Genomic DNA, 21,178 nt, shown 5'->3' with positions numbered 1-21,178 from the left:
TATTTTGAACTTGTGGATCTTCATTAATATATTTACTTTGTTGATGAACTTTTGACTGTTCCTCTACGAGTGTTTTCAGTGTGCCCATATCATTATTTAACTTATTAGCTTGTGCAATAATTTCTGCCACTTGTTGTTTAGTTTGAGCATGATTAATTAAGTCATTTAATGCTTGTTTTTGTTTATCATTTAAGTTTGTTGATTGATTTATTATTGAATTTGAATCTGCTTGATTTTGTGCTAGTTTATTTGCACCGTGCAATGAATCTTTTGCTTGAATGACTTTTTGAGTAATAGCTTGAATATTACTTATATCCATAGTTGGGTCGTTAAGTTGATTTATGAGTTGTTCAGCTTGGCTTACAGCATTATCGTAAGCTAACTTTTTCTCAGAATCTTCATTGAGATAGTTACTAGAATTTAGAGTAGCATCCTTATTGGCTATACTTTGTTTAAGTTGTTGCATAGCTTGGTTTATAGCTTTTGCTTCTTCTAGTTTCTGAGTTACTGCAGGTTTAGTTATTGTTCTATCTATAGCTTGGATTAATTTTGTTATTTGAGCTGAATTTAATCCGTCTAAATTTTGTATTTCATTCTTTGCAGTTTCCTGTGCTTGTCTTAATTTATTTTCGCCATGAAGATTTTGTTCAGCGACATTAATTTCTTGAATGATACGATTGATATCAGTACTACTTATTGTTGGATTATTTTCAGCATTAATTATTTCCTGACCCTTTGCAATAGCTTGTTCATATGCTTCTTTTTCAGAGGCATCTTCGTTAATATAGTTACTATTTTGTCTTACTAATGGCGCTTTGGCAACTGCAGCTTTTAATTCTTCCATTTTTCCATTTAAGAATTTGGCATAACTTAACTGTTTAGCAACATTTGGTCTACTTGTTTGTTGGTTAATGATGTTTTTCAATGCTTGTTTTTGTGGTTCAGTTAAACCAGTAAAGTTAGTAATTTGTTGATTAGCATCTGTCTTTGCATCTTGAAGTTTTTGATCTCCATTTAATCCATTTATAGCTGTATTTAAATCTTGAGTTGCTTTTTTGATTATTTGAGGATCCATCGTCGCATTGTCTTCACCAATAATGCTATTTATATTGTCAACTGCATGATTATAGGCATTTTGTTGAGCTAAGTCTTCATTAGTATAATTGCTATTTTTACGAATTTGCTCTTGATTCATAATGCTATCTCTCATTGCTTTCATAGCATCATTAAGCTCTTTTGCTTTCTGTAATTCTTGAGCTAAACTTTCTAGAGTTGTCACATGGTTAATGTTATCCTTAACAGTTTGACGTTGTGGAACATTGAGACTGTTTAAGCTATCTACGTCGTTTAAAGCATTGTCTAATGCCTGTTTAAATCTAGATTCTCCATTTAACTCGTTATGCGCTTGGTCTATCTTGTTCAATAAATCTTGTAATACTTTATGATCTAATGTATCTGGGTGATTATGAATTAAATCCTCAGCTTCTTTAATAGCATTATCATAATTTTGTTTTTTATCATTATCAGCATTAATGTAATTGCTTAAATGTTGAATTTGATCTTTATCATTTATGACTTTATGAAGTGTACTCATATCACCATTTAATTGTTTAGCAATCTCTAGTTGTTTATTTACTTCATCACGAGTATCAGCATTATTAATTAACGGTTTAAAATGGTTCTTTTGTTCTTCGGTTAAGTCATCTAAATGATTTAATTGATTATTAGCGTCTTGTTTAGATTGAGCTAATTTTTGATCACCGTGTAAATTATTCACTGCATCTTTAATATTTTGGAGTGTATCAGCAATTTTTTGTTTATCTAAGGTTGGATTAGATGTTTGATTAATTATATCTTTTGCAGCCTGGATTTTATCATTATAAATTTTTTGTTTGTCTGAGTCTTCATTTATGAATGGGCTGCTATTTGAAATTTGATCATCTTGATTCACTTGGTCTTCAAGTTGTTTCATAGCTTCATCAAGCGCTTCGGCCTCTTTAAGTTTTTCTGCAACTTGGTCCCTAGACGTAGCTCCATTAATAGCTTGTATAAGCGCATCTTTTTGAGGTTGATTAAGATGATTTAAGTTACCAATGGCTTGATTAGTTGTATTTTTGTCTTGCTGTAATTTTTGAGCTCCGTGAAGATTATCTTGTGCTTGTTTAATATTATTTAAAGCATTAGTAATGTCTTGTGCATTTAAGTTAGGATTTGAGTTGTTATTAATAATGTCTTCCGCTTGTTTAAGTGCATGATTGTACGCATCTTTTTGTGCAGAATCTTCATTTGTATAATCACTGTTAGCATGAACACCATCTTTTTGCGCAACTTGTTCTTTAAGTTGTTTCATTGCGTCATTTAGTGCTTTTGCTTGCTCAATTTTTTGTTTGATATCATCTCTACTATTTGAACTATTAATTTGTTCTCTGAGTTTTTCACGTTGTGCATCTGTTAAATCTGTTAATCCATCTAGTTCAGTCGAAGACGTTTGTTTGTCTTGATTTAATTTTTCAGCACCATGTAAAGCTTGTTCTGCATTTTGAACTGATTGAGTTGCTTGGTCAATGTTTGCTTTAAGTAATTCAGGATTTTGAGTTGCGTTAATAATACTTTCAGCACGTTGAACTGCATCATCATAGTTTTGCTTAATTTGTGGATCTTCATTTAGATATTTACTATCTGCTTTCACTTGATCTTTGTTAGCAATACTATGTCGTAACTCACCCATAGCATTGTCTAATTGTTGAGCGGTTTGTAAGTTTTGTTGAACTTGTTCTAATGTTGATACGCTATTAACTAGATTTTTCTCTGCATCTTTTTGGGCATTGTTCAAATTAGATAGATTTGTGATTGTTTGATTAGCATTATTTTTAGCTTCCTCTAATCTATGATCACCATCTAAATCATCTTTTGTATTGTTAACGGCTTGCGTTGCTGTATTGACATTACCTTTATTAATAGTTGGTTGATTTGTCCCGTTTATTATATTTTGAGCATTTTGTACAGCGGCATCATATGCTTGTTTTTTAGATGGTTCCGCATTGATGTAATTACCGTTTGAAACAATATTAGCATTATTTTTAATACTCTCTTTTAAGGCACTCATTAATCCATCTAAAGCTTGAGCTTCTGTTAAATCATGTTGGACTTGCGTACGTGTAGATTCATTATCAATTAAAGAATCTTCCATATGTTTTTGAGCTGAATTCAAATTCTGTAATTGAGCAATCGTTTGTTTAGCACTATCTTTAGCGTGTTGTAGTTTAGTATCTCCATGAAGATTAGATTTAGCTTGAGTTACGGCATTTGCTAATTGATTGATTGTATCTGGATTTAAAGTTGCTTGAGATTCGTCAATGAGTTGTTGAGCATTATTTACAGCATTGTCATAAGGTTGTTGTTCGTCATGATCCTCATTGATATATTTACTACTATTTTTAGTATCGTTTTTATCTTTAATGCTTTCACGTAAACCATGCATTGCAGTATCTAATGTTGTTGCTTCTTGACGAATATTACTCACTTCATTACGTGTTGTTGCTGCAGTTACTTTAGCTACTTCAGCATTTTTCTGAGGTTCATTGAGACTCGTTAAACCACGTATTACAGTTTCAGCAGCTTGTTGGTCTTGTGTCAGTTTTTGAGCACCGTGTAATGCATCTTTTGTAGTGTTAATAGTTTGAGTTAAACGTTCTATAGCTAATTTGTCTAGAACAGGTTGAGCATTGTTGTTGATTGTAGCTTGAGCTTCATTGACAGCATTATCATAATTGTGCTGTTCAGGTTGATCTTCATTGACATAATTGCTACTTTGTTTCACTTTATCAATGTGTTGTACACTATCTCTTAACGCTTTCATCGCATGATTCAATTCATTAGCTTTAGTTACTTCTTCTTGTACTTTTGTACGTGTATCTGCTGAATTGATTAACTGATTTAATTCACGTTTTTGTCCATCATTTAAGCTGTTTAACCCATTTACAGTTTGTGTAGCTTGTTGTTTAGCATTAGCTAATTGTTGAACACCATCAAGATCTTGTTGTGCTTGTTGAACGCGTGATAACGCTTGTTCAATTGTAGCTTTATTAAGCTCTGCGTTTGGTGTGGCATTGATGATATTTTCTGCGTTCTGTAGTGCTTGATCGTAAGCTGTAGCTTTAGTCGGATCTGCGTTGATATATGCACTGCTATGTTTGATGTCCTCTTTATTTTGAATGCCATCTCTTAAATTACTCATAGCAGAATTTAATTCTTTGGCTACAGCTAACTTTTGAGCAACTTCTGTTCTAGTAGTTGATTGGTTTACTAAACCTTTTTCAGCATTAATTTGAGCTTGGTTCAAACTAGATAAACCTTCTATTTGTCTATTTGTGCTTTCTTGGTCAGTGTGTAATTTATTTTCTCCACTTAACGCTGTTTGAGTCGTATTGATCTGATTAATAGCCTGTTCAATTTCATTTTTGTTCATGATTGGATCTTGAATTTTATCAATAATAGTTTGACCGGCTTGTACAGCATTATCATAGTTATGTTTTGGTTGTTCATCTTCATTGAAATAATTACTTTGTTGATGAACGTTATTTTGTTGGCCTATTTTATCTCGTAAAGCTTGCATTGCAGTATTTATATCTCTATCCGAAGTTAATTGTTGATTAACTTCTGGGATTGTCTGCTGTGCTTGAACATTTTCAATTGCTTTTTGACGTTGTGCACCATTTAATGCTGTGAGTTTGTTGATTTCAGAAATAGCATTATTTTTAGCATTTTCTAAAAGATGTGAACCTTGTAACGCATTTTGAGCGTCAGTCAATTGTTGTAAATTTTGTTCAATTTTCGATTTATTTAATGTTGGATTACCGTTTTCATTAATAATATTTTCTGCCTCTTGAAGTGCTTGATCATACCCACGTTGATGTTCAGTTGAATCATTAATGTAATCGCTACTTTGTTTGACATTAGTCTTTTCAGCTGCTTTATCTCTTAATTGCTTCATAGCATTATTTAATGCTTTAGCTTCATTAAGATGCTCTTCTACTTCAGAACGTGTATTTGAACCGTTGACTAAGGCTTCCTCACCAGATTTTTGAGGGTCATTTAAATATGCTAATTGTCCAATTTCTTGGTTAGCAGTGCCCTTATCTCTTTGTAACTTTTCTGCACCATGTAAATCATTTTTAGCTGTGTTAATTTGGCTAATCGTTTGATCAATAGTAGATTTATTTAATTCTGGATTGTGTTGACCAGTTATATATGTCGAGCCATTATCAATTGCATTATCATAAGTATTCTTTTGAGTTGAATCCTCGTTAAAATAATTACTTGTTGAATGGATTGCATTTTGATTGTTAACTAAGTCACGTAATGTTTGCATAGATTGATTTAATGCCTTTGAATCACGTAAAACGTTAGCAACTTGATCTCTTGTTTCTGCATCATTAACAGCTTGATTTTCTTTAGCTTTTTGCTCATTAGTTAATCCGCTTAGGTTATTTATTGAAGCAACAGCATCTTCTTTAGCTTTAGTCAGTTTGGCTTCACCGTTTAGATTGTTAATTGCAGAGTTAATATTATTAATTGCTTGTTCAATGTTAGCTTTATCTAATTCAGGATTTTGAGAATTGTTCTTAAGTGCTTCTGCAGTAGCAATCGCATTCGTATATGCTTGTTGTTGATTCGCATCTTCATTGATAAATTTACTGCTATTTATCATTTGGTTTTTACCGTTGATGAGATTGTTCAGTTGCTCCATCACCTTATTTAGTTCTTTAACTTTTGCTAATTGAGAAGCAACTTCTGTTCTAGTTTGAGAACTATTGACTAAACCTTTTTCACTGTTTCTTTGTGCATCAGTCAATTGATTTAACGTATTGATTTCTTGATTGGCATTTTCTTTAGCACGACGTAATTGATCTTCACCGTCTAAAGCATTCTTAGTAGTGAGAATCGCTTGTGCTTTCTGATTAATTAAATTGGCATCAAGAGTGGCTTGTTGTTCATTAACAATTTCTTTAGCATTATTTAGAGCCTCAGTAAACGTATGTTGTTTTTCGGGTTCAGCGTTAATATACTTACTTTCGTTTGTTACTGATTCGTTGTCAGAAATGTTTTGTCTCAACGTGTGCATTGCACTATTTACTTGATTTGCTTTACTTTGCTCTGCAGTTATATCAGTTCTTGTATGAGCAGTGTTAATAGCTGTTTTAATAGACTCTTTCTGAGGAGTGTTTAAATCAGCTAATGTATTAAGTGCATTAATTGCTTCCGTTTTAGCAGTTGCTAATTTTTGTTCACCATGTAGTGCATTCTCTTTGGTTGAAATGTTACTAACTGCGTTATCAACTAAAGTTTTATCAAGTACTGGATCAGCTGTTTTATTAATTATAGTTTGTCCCATTGTAATGGCATCATTGTATGCAGATTGTTCAGGTTGATCCTCGTTAATATAGTTGCTTGTTCTTTGTACTTCAGGTTGTTTAGCAACTAATGATTTTAACGTGCCCATAGAACTATCTAGTGACTTAGCTTGGTTAAGTTGTTCTTGTACTTCCGTACGAGTTTGTTTACTATTTACCAGTTCCTTTTCTTTAGCTTTTTGAGTATTAGTTAAGTTTGGTAAGTTACCGATTTCTGTATTAGCACTAGTTTGTGCTTGTTCTAACTTTTGTTGTCCATGTAAATTCTGATGGGCAGTATTTACTGCTTCTGTTTTTTGATTTACTACGTCACGGCTCATTTCAGGGTTAGATTGTGCATTTATCAATGTTTGAGCATGAGTAACGGCTTGATTGTAAGCTTCTTTTGGACCATTATCTTCATTTATATAATTGCTATTTGCTTTAACATTGTTAACGTCGTTCACACTGTTACGTAACGCTTGCATAGCAGTATTCAATTGATTGTAATCTTGTAACTGACTCGCAATATTTGTTTTTGTAGAAGCTTTGCCTACATTTTCTTTAGCTTTGTTACGTTGAGCTTCATTTAGATAAGTTAAACCATCGATGGTTGTATTAGCTTCTCTTTTAGCTTCAGCCAATTTGTCATTACCATTTAGATCATTTTTAGTCGAATTGACTCTTTGTGTAACTTTATTAATTTCAGCTGGATCAAGTTGTGCTTGATTAGCATCAGATTGATTAATCAGTTGTTTAGCATTGTTAACAGAATTATTGTAAGCATCTTGCTTGTCTTTATCTGCATTAATGTAATTGCCATCAAGCAATTCGTTGTCATAGTTAGCAATAGTTTTCTTCAGTTGAGTCATTGCTGTGTTAACAGTATTAGCTTTATCTTTAGCTTGATTTACTGAATTGATGTTTGGAGAGTGATTTATAGTATCAGTTAAAGCTTGTCGCTGAGCATCGTTTAAATCATTTAAGGTATTTAAATGAGCTATTGCTAGTTGTTTAGCTTCTTCTAATCTATGATTTCCGTCAAGAGCATCTTTAGTACGTTTTACTTCTTCAGCTTTTTGATTAATCACATCAACACCCATAGTCGGACTTTGAGTTTGGTTGAGAATTCCTTTAGCCGCATTGACTGCATTGTCATAGTCTTGACGTTTATTGTTAGATGCATCTAAATAATTTTCTTGTTGTTTTTGATTTTCGTAATCTGCAATACTTTCACTTAATGCTGTCATAGATTGATTTAAAGTATCTGCCTTGTTTTTAATCGTTTCTAAAGCATTATGATTAGGTGCTGAGTTAACTTGAGCTTTAAAATTATCTTTTTGCACGTTATTTAAATGACTTTCATTATTTATATGATTGATATATGGCTCTCTATTTAATGTAAGTTGAGAACGAGCAGTGTCTAACGCTTGTGTATGACTATTAGCTTCGCTAGTGTTCTGTCTTATTTCAGCTACTGTAGGTTGGCCGTTTAAAACTTGAGTGATTTTTTCAAGATTTTGTCTAGCTTTAGTTAATTTATCATTGTAATTATTAAGTGAATCTTCAGTCATACCGTCAGTATCTGTTTGTTGGTTAATACTATTTTCTAATCTATTTTTAGCTTCTTGAAGTTGAGTTTTGTCTGGAACAAGTGAATTACGAGCATTTTGTAAATCTTGTATAACTTGTTGTGCATTAGCAACGCTTTCTTTAACTTGTGCTACTGTCGGATTACGTTTAAGTAATTTATTTACTTTGCCTTTTTCTATAATTGCTGCACTTAAGCTATCATTATAGTTATCCACTGAATCTTGAGTCATTCCATCTGTGTTAGTACCTTGATCAATTTCATCTTGTAGTTGTCTTTTTATTTTTTCTAAAGGTTGAGTATCAACTTGTAAGTTATTCTTAGCTTGTGTTAAATCATTACTGATTCGTTCCGCTTCTGCTTTATTTGTTCTAATTGCATTAACATCAGGATTATTCGCTAAAACGTTATTAATTGTGTTAATTTCGTTTTTAGCTATTTGTAGTTTTTGATTATAGTTTGCAACAGATTGCTGAGTCATACCATCTGTAATAGGTACTTGGTCGATGTTATTTTGTAACTTTGTTTTTGCGGTTTCTAATGGTTCTTTATTAACAGTTAATCCGTTAATTGCTTGAGTCAAGTTTGCAATTTGCTGATTGACTCTGTCTGTTTCAGTTGTAATTTGTTGTTCAGCGGCATCGCCATTATTAATTAATGCTAAAGCAGTGTTAGATTCATTTTGGGCTTCACGTTTAGCGTTTTGATAAGCGTCTACTGATTGTTGTGTCATACCGTCAGTTTGTACTGTTTGATTTATTTTATTTTCTAACTCTAATCTTGCAGCTTTTAATGCATCATTATTTGATAGCGGCTGAAGTTGACTAATTGCTTCAGTTAATTGTTGATTCAACTGATTCACTTGTTGTAATGCATTATTTACTTCTTGAACAGTACGTATAGGTTTTTGTATCACAGCGTTGGCATTATCTTTAGCAGACGTAATTTGTGTTTCTAATGATTGAATTGCTTTATTATATGCACTGATACTTCTTGGCTTTTTATTATTTATATCGCCTCTTCGGTTTAATTGTTGAACAGCTGTTTGTAATTCAGTAGTATCTGCAGTTAATTGTTGTTTAGCATCATTCAAATGTGCTAGTGCTTGTTCAACTTTTGATTTCCCGTCTGAAATTTGTTTTGCTGATGCATCGCCATTGTTGATGACAGATTCTGCATTTCTGATAGCACTTTGAGCCTCATTTCTCTTAGCTTCATAGTTATTAATAGAAGCTTGAGTCATACCTGTTGTTAATGGTTGATCATTAACTGCTTGTTGCAGTTGATTTTTTGCTGTGACAAGTGCACTATTATCTTCTTTATCTTGAAGCATTGCTATCGCTTTATCCAATTCAGGTTGTACGGCTTCAACTTTTTGTAATGCTTGTGCTACTTCATTAACTGAAGGGTTACCATTTTCAAGAATTTGATGTGCTTCTGATTTAGCGTTATTGTATTGTGTCTCAATGGCTTGTCGAGCAGCTTGGTATTGTTGAATACTTGCAGGTTTTTTACCATTTATATCAACATTTTGTATTAGTTGGTTATAAGCATGTTCTAATTGAGACTTATCAGCACGTAAATCGTTTTTAGCTTTATTTAATGCATTAATCGCTTGATTTACTCTATTTGTTTCGGTAGTAATTTGTTGCTCAGTGGCATCGCCATTGTTAATGATTTGTTGTGCTTTTTGTATTTCATCTTCTGCTTCACGTTTTTTGGATTTATAGTTATTAGCAGTATCTGTTGTCATGCCTTGTGTTGGATCTGCTTCATTAACAATTTGTTCAAGTCTTTGTTTTGCTTTAACTAATGCATCATTGTTTTCTTTATTCTGTAATAATGCGATTGCTTTATCTAGTTCAGGTTGAACGGCTTTTATTTTGTTTAACGCAGCAGTCACTTGTGATACTTGAGGATTGTCATTTGTTAAAACACTGTTTGCTTCATTTTTAGCTGAATCAATTTGAGATTGAATACGAGACTTAGCTTCATTGTATTTCTTAATACTTGATGGCGTTTTACCGCTCGTATCAATATTTTGAGTTAATTGATTATATGCATTTTGAAGTTCCTCTTTGTCTGCTCTTAAACCAGTTTTTGCATTATTTAATGCTTCTAAAGCGCGTTCAACATTTGTTTTTGCGTTAGAAATTTGTTGTGTAGTTGCATCGCCATTATCGATAACTTGTTGTGCTTTTGTTATTTCTTGTTGAGCAGCTTGTTGTTTTGAATTGTAATCATCTTTAGTTTGTCGCGTCATTCCTTCAGTTGAAGGAACTTGATCAACTGCTTGTTGAAGTTGCTCTTTTGCTCGAACTAGTTCGTCGTTGTTTTCTTTATTTTCTAAAAGTGCTCTGGCTTCGTTTAATTTTTGTTGTACTTCTCTTACTTTATTTAGTGCATTGTTGACGTTAGCTACACTTGGGTTTTGCTCTTTTAAAATTCGGTCAGCATTTGTTTTAGTATTGTTCAATTCATTACTAAATTGTTGATATCTTTGATTGTACGCATTGATAGTAGCTGGTTTCTTATTATTTAAATCCGTTGGTTGAATCAACTGGTCATATGCATGCTGTAATTCTTCTTTATCAGCTCTAAGCGCTGATTTGGCGTTGTTCAATTCATTGAGTGCTTGCTCTACCTTAGATTTCTCAGCAGACACTTGTTGTACGCTAGGTTGAGCGTTTTCAATTACTTTATTTGCCTTTTGAATAGCTTGCTCAGCTTTTTGACGTTTAGCGTTATAATTTTGAATTGTTGCTTCAGTCATACCAGTTGTATTTGGTTGATTATCTAAACTTTGTTGCAAAGCAGTTTTTGCATTAATCAATGGTTGTTTATCAACAGTAAGACCTTGTTTCGCTTGTGTTAACTCGTTATTGATTTGTTCTGCTTCAACTTTGTTTGTTCTGATGGCACTAACATCTGGATTGTTCGCTAAGACATTATTAATTGAATTTATTTTATCTTTAGCTTCTTGTAATTTACGTTGATAGCTTTGTACAGATTGTTGCGTCATACCATCAGTGCTAGGTTTTTGGTCAATATTTGCTTGTAATTGTGTTTTAGCAATTTCTAAAGGTTCTTTATTAACTGTTAAGTGATTGATTGAATTTGTTAATTCAGACAGCTTTTGATTTAATTTTTCTATTTCTGTAGAAACTTCTTGATCAGATGCATCCCCATTATCAATAAGAGTTTGTGCAATACTAGATTCATTTTGAGCTTTTATTTTAGCTTGATTATAATTTTCAACAGATTGTTGAGTCATACCTTCTGTTTGAACGGTTTCATTAATTTTACTTTCAAGTCGATTACGAGCTTCTTTTAAGCTTTCTTTATTCGCTAGAGGTTGTAGTAAGTTAATCGTATCTGTTAAGCGTTGATTCAATTGGTTTACTTCATGTAATGCATTATTTACTTCTTCAACAGAACGGATAGGCTTATTGATGATAGCATTTGCTCTATTTTCAGTCTGTGTAATTTCAGATTGTAGCGAATGAATAGTATTGTTATAAGCACTAACACTGCTAGGTTTTTTGTTGTTTGTGTCGCCTCTCCTACTTAATTTTCGTACTTCAGTTTTTAACGAAGTTGTATCTGCAGTTAAATGTTGTTTTGCTTCATTAAGTGCATTAGTTGCATCTTCAACTCGAATTTTATTTTCTGTTATTTGTTCTATAGATGCATCTCCATTATTAATAATAGTCTCAGCAGAACTTGCTATATTTTGTGCATCTCTACGTTTTGCTGTGTAATTATTAATAGATTCTTGAGTCATACCATTTAGTGATGGTTGACTATTAATGGCTTGATCTAATCTTTCTTTTGCTCTGACGAGTTCGCTATTATCTTCTTTATCTTGAAGCATATTAATAGCTTTTGTAACATCTGGTTGAATTGCATTTATCTTACGTAGGGCATCCTCTACTGCATTTACAGTAGGGTTTGTATTTTCAAGAACATTATGAGCTTCGTCTTTAGCGGTATTATATTGGTTTTCGATATTTCGTCTTGCAGACTTATAGTTTTGAATACTAGATGGTTTTTTACCATCGGTATTAACATTTTGTATAAGTTTATTGTATGCAGTCTGTAATTCTCTTTTATCAGCTCTTAAGTTATTCTTAGCATTTTGTAATGCTTGTAATACTTGCTCTACTTTAGATTTTTCAGAAGAAATATCTTGAGCGGTAGCATCTCCATTATTAATAATCGTGTTCGCTTTTTGTATTTCATCTTGAGCTTCTCGCTTTTTAGCGTTGTAATTATTAATTGTTTCTTGTGTCATACCGTGTGTTGGATCTGTATCATTTACTGCATTTTCAAGTCTGTTTTTAGCATTGACTAATTCTGTATTATTTTCTTTGTTTTGAAGCATGTTGATTGCTTCGGTTAATTTTGGTTGAATAGCTTTGATTTTGTTCAAGGCTTGAGTTACTTGTGAGACTTGTGGATTATCGTTACCTAAAATTCGCTCCGCTTCATTTTTAGCATCATTAATTTGATTTTGTATTCTGGCTTTGGCTGTTTCGTATTGACGTATACTCGCCGGTTTTTTACCGTTGGTAGATACGTTCTCAATTAATTTGTTATATGCAGTCTGTAATTCATTCTTATCAGCTCTCAGATTACTTTTAGCATTAGTTAAAGCTTGCATTGCTTGCTCTACTTTAGATTTTTCAGAAGAAATATCTTGAGCGGTAGCATCTCCATTATCAATCACGCTTTGTGCAGATGTAAGTGCTCTTTCAGCTTCACGTTGTTTGTCATTATAATTATTAATTGTTTGTTGTGTCATACCTTGTGTTTGAGGTATGTCATTTACAGCGTCTTGTAAACGTTTTTTAGCTTGTACAAGTTCTGAATTATTTTCTTTTGGTTGAAGTAAAGCAATTGCTTGATTCACTTTAGGTTGAACAGTATTTATTTTATTTAAAGCGTCTCTAACTTGTTCAACGGAAGGGTTAGTGTTTCGCAAAGTACTACTTGCATCCGCTTTAGCTGTATCTAATTCACTTCTAATACTTGAAATGGCCTCATTATAGCGTCTTACAGATGCTGGCTTTTTATCATTTGTTAACACATCTCTATTTAACGTATCATAAGCGCTTTGTAACTGTGACTTATCAGCACGTAAGTTACTTTTGGCTTCAGCATATTCTCTCTGTGCCTGTTCAACTGTGTTTTTAGCATCATTAATTTGTTGGGATGTCGCGTCTCCATTATTTATAACGCCATTTGCGTGTTGTATTGCTTGTTCAGCAGCTTGGCGTTTATTGTTATAGTTCCTAGTGCTATCTTGAGTCATACCATCAGTTGAAGCGGCTGGTTGAATCGTTTGTTGTAATTGATCTTTTGCTCTCACAAGTTGACTATTATCAGCCTTGTTTTGTAATAATACTTTAGCATCATTTATTTTATTTTGTGCAGCTTGAACTTTAGATAAAGCTGAATTTACTTGTTGAGGTGTTGCAAATTCTGTTCCTATAACTTGGTCAGCTTCACTTTTAGCTGTATTAATTTGTGATTGAGCACGATTCAGAGCTTGATCAAAGTTTCTGATACTTGATGGTGTTTTATTCTCTTTACTAATTTCTTCATCTAGGCGACGACGTGCATTGATTAATTCGGTTTTATTAACTTTAGTTCTAACAGTCTCAGTAGCTTCTTCAGAACTTCCGTCACTGTAATAAATAACTACTGGAATATGCGATGTACTACCACCAGCTAAATTTGTTGGAAGAGTGTTTCCTTGTTTAATCGTAACTCTATTTTTATTTGGCACTTGAACCGCATTATTAATATCATCATTAGTCACATTTTGACCTTGTTCTTTAACAATTTCATTGATTGTTAAAGTATGTTGCGCAGGTGCTTGAATTACAGTAGGATTTGTGTTTTCAGTGTTACCCAGACCTGCTTTTGGGGTTATTGTAATTTGAGAATTAGGTTTAACTGTATTGGCTGAAAATACAACTTTACCATTATCCTGATTGAACTCGACATAATTTGGTTTATTATTTATCGTCCATTTGCCGTTGTTATTTTTAGTAACTGTGAATGATTTTTGTGTTTCATTGCCATTAAATTTTTCAGTGTAACTGATTTCGACACGTTCAGTTGGATTTAAAGAATTACGTGAATTGTCAGGTAATATATCGAATGTTCCATTATCATAAGTATGAGTTGCTACTTGCTCAGGTTGTGGAGCTTTGACAATATAAATTTCACTAGTTGCTGAAGTACTTATAGTTTCTCCAGAACCTTCAGTCGCTATTGCTTCTATTGAATCGCCAGGTCTAACTGCTAATCGACTTAAAGATATAGCTGTTCCATTATTTGTTGGGCCGATACCGTTTATGTCAGGTGATCCAGTTTCTACAATCCAACGACCATCATTATTCTTAACAAATGTAGTTAATTTATTTCCGTTTTTATTAATAACAATCTTATCTGCAGATGTTTGGATATAATCATTTGTCCCACTTATTAGTATATTACGCACAGCACCAGGTGTTACTGTTACATCACCAGTTTTAGACTGGGTTATGATTGGTTGATTAGGCTTAGCATTTGTAACTATAAATTTAGCTGATTGTGATGTTTGCCAAACACCCCAGTTGCTAGGATTAACGACATCATAAGTACCAGTTTTAACAAAAGGAGTTCTAGTATATGCTAATGATTGCCATTGATCACTAGTAGTTCCTGTACTTTGCTGGTTCCAATAAAATCTCCAACCATCTATTGGTAATCCCTCACCATTTTCAAGATGTTTGTAATAGCCTACCCATGTTCCTTTAGGGGATGTATCACCTACTTGAATTTTGTAGATAGGTTGAGGGAAATCAAAATTATATACCCACACTTTAACAGGAACTTCTAATGGTGTAGATATGCCAGGATAATTAACAAGTGCAGTTAAATTTTGTACACCGGCTATGTTTTTATCAGGTTGACGATTGTCTTTCCAAGAAGCTGTTCCTCCAAGACGGTTATTATTTTCAAAAATAATATAATTATAAACGTCAGTACCATTGGTTAAGTTTCGCCCTTTATGATCTCTTACTGGATTCTTAGCTGTAACTGTTGGATAGATTGTTATTGGAATATCTACAGTTCTAGTACCTTGATGATTAGGTAGAGTAACCGTAACAGTTTTTGTTGTAGTACCAATGTTGTTTTTCCAACTATTAGGCTCCTCGTTCCATGTAAGAGTAGAATGCGCTGGTATATTACTTATGAAACTATTGAAGTCATTAAAATTATAGTTTGTACCTTTAATTATTTTAATACCATCATTTTTAGCTTGCATGCCAGCGGTAACATTTACTTGATCACTTGTTTCTGAAAAAACACTTATATCTTCAGTTGTATTTGAAGCAATTCCACTACTATTTTGTTTAGTGTACGTTACATTATTTGTCATTGAGGTTTTAGCAGTAATATTTCCGGTTGGTAGAGTGCCTTGAATTGTTACAGTAGCTATACCGTTAGAATCTATAGTTGTATTTGTATTAGGAATAACAGTTCCATTTGATTGATATAGAGTGACTTGTGCATTTTGTGGAACATTTCGAACTAAAATTTGTTGGCCATTTAATTGTCCTTTTGAAATCACACTATTACTATCAATAACAGGTTTATTTGGTTTGACTTTGAATAGTACATTAATGTTTTCAGTTTGGCCGTTTTGATAAGCTACCGTAACTGTTTTAGTAAATGAACCTGCATTACGAGAACTTGGTGTACCTGATCCTTGAGCCCATCTGAAGTCCATATGTTCTGGCCAATATTGATTTACTGCTTGAACAAAATTTCCTGGATATGCATCGCCTGATGAATTAAATCGACCATTGATAGTTGTTTCATATACTTGCTTTGGAATAGATTGACTAAGTTTGTAAGTCGTATCTTTTCTAATTGGTGTTGTTTCACCATCAAAGAATATTTCAGCATGTAATGTTAAATCTCTACCAATTTGATTACTGTTTATATCGGGACCCTGATTATTAACCCAAACTATTCTCGCATCAACTGGACCTCCCGTTCTTAAACTAAAGAAATCATTCGGGGAAGTTCCTTTGCCGGTTGGAAATTGTTGTCCTCTTACTGTTGTTCTAGTATTAGGTACAACCTCTAATAACACATGTTTAACTGGAACAGTTATTGTATTAGTTGTGCCATCAGAAAATGTAGTTGTAACATTAACTGTAGCATTGTTTCCACTTCTATTTACTTTACTTACAACTTGACTACGAACGTCATTATTTGACTCGTTGACATAATTTCTTGTACCTAAAACTTTAGTCATGCTGAGTGAAGATTTTACTCTATTTTGATCTTCAATTGAAAGGTTAGCATTGTTTTGAATATTACTAATTCTCACTGGTGTTTGATTGCTTGATGAAGTTGTTATTCTATATTTCTCGTTTAATGGTTTTATATTTACTGTGAAAGAAACAATACTTTCATTTCCACTTTTATCTGTGGCTTTAACTTTTACAATTTTATTTGTGCTATTAGTAACATTAGGAGCCTGACCTACTAACTCGTTGTTGTTTCTGGTCATAGTAATTGCACTATCACTTGTAGAAGCTACTGTATTTAATCCATAATTATCATTTACATTGATAGTATTTTTAAATGTTTCACCAGAATATACCGTATGATGGTCGTAATTACCTACAGTTATACTAGGATTTACTTTATCAGAAGGCACAAAATAAACATTAATCACGTTATTGGTATTGCTTAAATTTTGGCCTAATTTTTCAATGTAACCTTTTGGACTGTATGGTGCTAAGTATAATTGTGCCTTATAGATAACACCCATAATACCATTATTTGCCGCATTAGCTTTAACAACTTTATCAATATTAAAAGCGGATGCCCCATTAGCTTCTGGAACCTGACCATTTACGATAGTGGAATTTTTTTCATTATATACAACGTTAGAATGACTGACTTGTCGTCCACCGTAACCGTTTTCTGGTTCTACTAAGTCTAATACTTGAATAGGATTTGAGTTAAGTAAATAAGATTTCTCACCATCATCTCTAATTATAGATTTAGAATACCCATTAGTACCTCGTTCTGCTAACTGTTTTTCATTACTATTAATATTTGAACGTAAATTTGAACTTTTAGCTGTTGCTTGAAGTAAAGTTAACACGTCATTAGTATTTATTTGTCTACCTAATGTTGCATCATATTTATAAATAAGTGATTTATGATCTGGTGACCATTCTAATCCACCATCTGTATTTCTACCTTGAATCTTACTAGAAGTCCACGAAATGGTATAATCATCCCTTATATTAACCCAACGTAAGAAATTCATATTATTGAGATTTGATGAAAACTCTTTTATCAAATCGCCCTTACGTATAGTTACTGTCACACTACTAACATTTCTATGATCGAAGTTATTCGAAACAGTGATATCGTTATCGTTTAAATTAAGTCCAGAATTAGCTGCTTTAAATGCTTGTTTGATTTTATTGATTTCATCATTAGTTAAATTATAAGTACTAACTCTATATACACGATTATTACCAGTAGGTGCATTAACATCTACTATTTTAAGTTTTAAATTAAGTTCTTGTTGAGTCTTATGATAAGCGTTTTTAGCATTAACTCTATAGTTATAATTTCCAACATTGAGTCGACTAATTTCACTCGATGAAGGTAAAAATCCAATAGCTGATATAGAGGTGAAATCTCTATTAGGTAAATCCGAACCATTACTTAATGAGAAATATTTTCTCAAGTTTGGACCAATGGAATAGTTTTGTCCTCTAGCAATAGTGATTACTGCTTCTTTTTTATTTGTATTACCATTTTCACTGAAAATGGATTTTCTTTCGGGTTCATATGTGATTACATTTTCAGCATCAATCACATCTACAGAACCATCTCTATAATAAAATGTGACGTCGCCGTTTACTCCAGCGAGTATTGGGTTATTTTGTAATAAATATGATCTTATATTAGCATTTGCTTCACTTATTTTTCTTTTTACTTCTTCTCGTTCTGAATTAGATAATGAAGAAGGGTCTGTCACTAATTGTAGTTGATCTCTAGATAATCCGACTGGATTTAAATCATCAGCCAACTTACCAACATTTAAAATAAAGGTTTTAGCTGGATTTGTTGTATTTCCAGAATTATCAGTTGCAGTTATATTGAAATGATATGTCGTATTATATGCTTCATTACTAGGTATATTACCGATTAACTTAAGCGTACCCTCAGTATTATTATTAGGATTGATCGTAAAAGATTTTGTCCAACCTTGAGGTAAATTGACGTTTACATCTCTTAAACCTGAACCGCCAGCATTATCAGTGACTGGAAGAGTAATTTCTACATGATCTCCTCTGTAATACTTATGAACTAGTCCTGCTGGTTCATTAATTGTAGGTGGTGTTGTATCACTACTAAACGGAACGCTATTACTAAAGTTTGATTGTACATATTGATTGTAATAAACAATTGCCTTTAATTCACCGCTTAATGGTAGATCTTTAAGGTAGTCTGATGAACGGAATGTTAAGATCCCATTTTTACTTGGATCATTATCATGGTATGCTTCTGCAACTACTGTGTAGTTTTCAGGGACAGTATATGGATTTATTTCTGGATCATGATCACCATCGGTTCCACCCATCACAAGTTTGATTTTAGCAGTAGTATCATTTGGTATATCTGTTACTCTTATTTCAGGCTTGTGGTTAGGATTTCCACGTAATTCATTAGCAGTTGTAATGATTCTTGGTGGTGTTGGTTTTGATCTAATTTCAAATTGTTCTACTTTATCACCAAACTTAACAGTGATGAAATAATTTCCTGGATCAATATGACCAACAAGAGCTAAGTTTTTTTCAGTAGCATTATTTGTTCTACCCACAGCGTTTTGTAATGCAAGCGTGTTAGGATATCCTGTAATAGACCATTCACTATCTTTAATTGGTTCATTACTAGTAAGTTTGATACGTATCTCTTGTTGATAAGGTAATATTCCTGATCCTACAGTGTTATGAAGCGTTCCACTCATTACTTGGAAAACGCCATGGCCCGCTCGTTTCGATACTGAAAATTCCTTTCTATTTTGTTTTTCATTATCGTGATATAACTCAATTGTATGTTTTAACTCAGGTTTTACATATAAATTTACTGGTAAAAGAGTTTCAGGGTTATGATGGCTATCTTCAACATCAAAACCTACAAGAAATTGAATTGGACGGCCTGAACGTGCTGCATTTTGAAGATTTTCTTGTGAAAAAAGTTCTTCAATTTGATAGGCATTCATTGCATTAGCTCCCTGCCATCTTTCCTGATTATAAGGAAGATAAGATGGATAAATACCTAGGACTGTACCAGTCACATTCTTTACATAACTTAATGGGTCGTATACCGAATCAATACTTCCGGAACCGTCACTATCCAAAATAGGAACATCAGTAGTTCTCTGTAATGTAGGATCGAATTGTCTGATTGTTCTTTTTAAATGAAGTGTACGATTTTTAACTTGGACATTTGACTGTACTCGATTTCGATAATTCTTATAAGGTTCGACATAGAGTTGGTTATAGTTCGTTGCTTGTTTATATTCACCAGAACGCGCGCCAGCAGCATAATACAATCTTGCAGTTGGAGCTCCTTGAGTTTTAAATGAAATACGATAACTTACATCACCACTACCTTTAAAGCTATATATTGTATCTAATCCTCTTATTTGATCTGGTTTCTCACTATTTAACATTGCGAAGTTTTCATCGCCATAATATTTATTAGTTTGTGTAGCGCCTTCTCTGTCGAAGTATAATTCTCCCCCTCTAGCAAAGTCAGAAAAATTATTAACACCATCATAAAATGCATAATTTGTAGCGGAACCATGTTTAAAATCATTCGCTACGCTAGAATTAATAGCACCTGCTGATCTCCAAAATTGAGGTAGTGGTGCACCTGATCCAAATCCCACTCCACCAGTAGATGTACTTGAACCATCACGGTTAATAATAGTGAAAGTTACAGGACCAGTTGGTGTTTGATCACTTGGAAGTCCAAACCAATAGTACATATATTCATGACCTTTATGATTACTATTAAATAAAATATCCCATTGATATCCATCTTTAAGTCGTTTTGTAGTGATATAAGCATTACCTTGTACATCAGAAGCACGTAAGATGTTCCTAGATCTTGGTAAATTATAAGGCCATCTTCTATTTGAAGCATGGAAGAAAGTACCAGGAGGGAAACCAGAATCATCATCATCTTTTGAAACATAATATTCAGTTCTTGCATCTAAGTAATCGCTTCTTGATGATCGTTCCTCAACAACACTTCTCGTACTTCTTCTACCACGTTTTTCTGTAGTAGATCGTTGTGGTAACGTACGTGCAAGTTCTAATGCTTTTTCTAATTGTTGATATGCCGAAACAAGCTGTTCTGAAGGAATATTTTGATTATTACCTAGTAGGTCATTGACGTAGTCAAAAGCAGATTTGACTTTTTGATATTCTGTTGTATCCGCACGATCTATATCAATCATTCTGTAATTGTGATATGATGCGTCAAAAAAAGCTTGTAATGCATTTTTATCTAATGGTGGCTGTACTTGCTGTGGTTTATCTTTCTCTTGTAGATTCTCTTTTTCTTTGTCATTTTTACTTGCTCGGCTTTCCGCAAGTACATTTTCTGTTAGTTTATGATGTTCATTTCCAGAAGTATTTCCATTGCTATCGCTTACTTTTTTACTATGTGCTTGCATAGTACTGTTATCAACTTGCAATGGTTCGTTATTCATATTTGTTTCACTATGCGATTGATTGATACTATCATCAGAAATATTTGTAGGTAATTGTTGCGATGTTTCATTAAGGTCTTTGACTTGATCCGATAATGATGCATTTGCTTGATTATGACTAGTTGATGAACGAAATGATTCAGTCTGACCAGCTGAATTTTGCTTGTTATTTTCGATTTCTTGATTATGCGTATTCGAATCATCATCATCTGTTTGATTTAATTGTTTAATTAACTTTTGATTTTGATTCAACTCGTCGGCACTTGCAAGGTTTGGATTGATACCCATGAATACAAGTGTTGCAATCACAGTAGAAAATGTTCCAATTGCGTATTTTCGGATACTAAATTTTTGTAATTTATCACGATTATTCAA

General features: G+C 33.0%; 1 protein-coding gene (running past one end of the window). It reads right to left on the bottom strand.

Annotated elements, in window-relative coordinates:
* Window positions 1-21,178, bottom strand: partial view of a hyperosmolarity resistance protein Ebh gene (gene ebh / locus ACVBFA_RS00695; protein ID WP_447158755.1) — the 5' portion only. The gene continues 9,269 nt to the left of window position 1, outside the view; the window shows 21,178 of its 30,447 coding nt (coding positions 1-21,178); its start codon is at window positions 21,176-21,178; the stop codon falls past the left edge of the window.

It is taken from the genome of Staphylococcus sp. MSU001, from assembly GCF_052976705.1.
The sequence above is the reverse complement of the archived record's forward strand: the minus strand, read 5'-3'. Positions and strand labels throughout refer to the sequence as shown.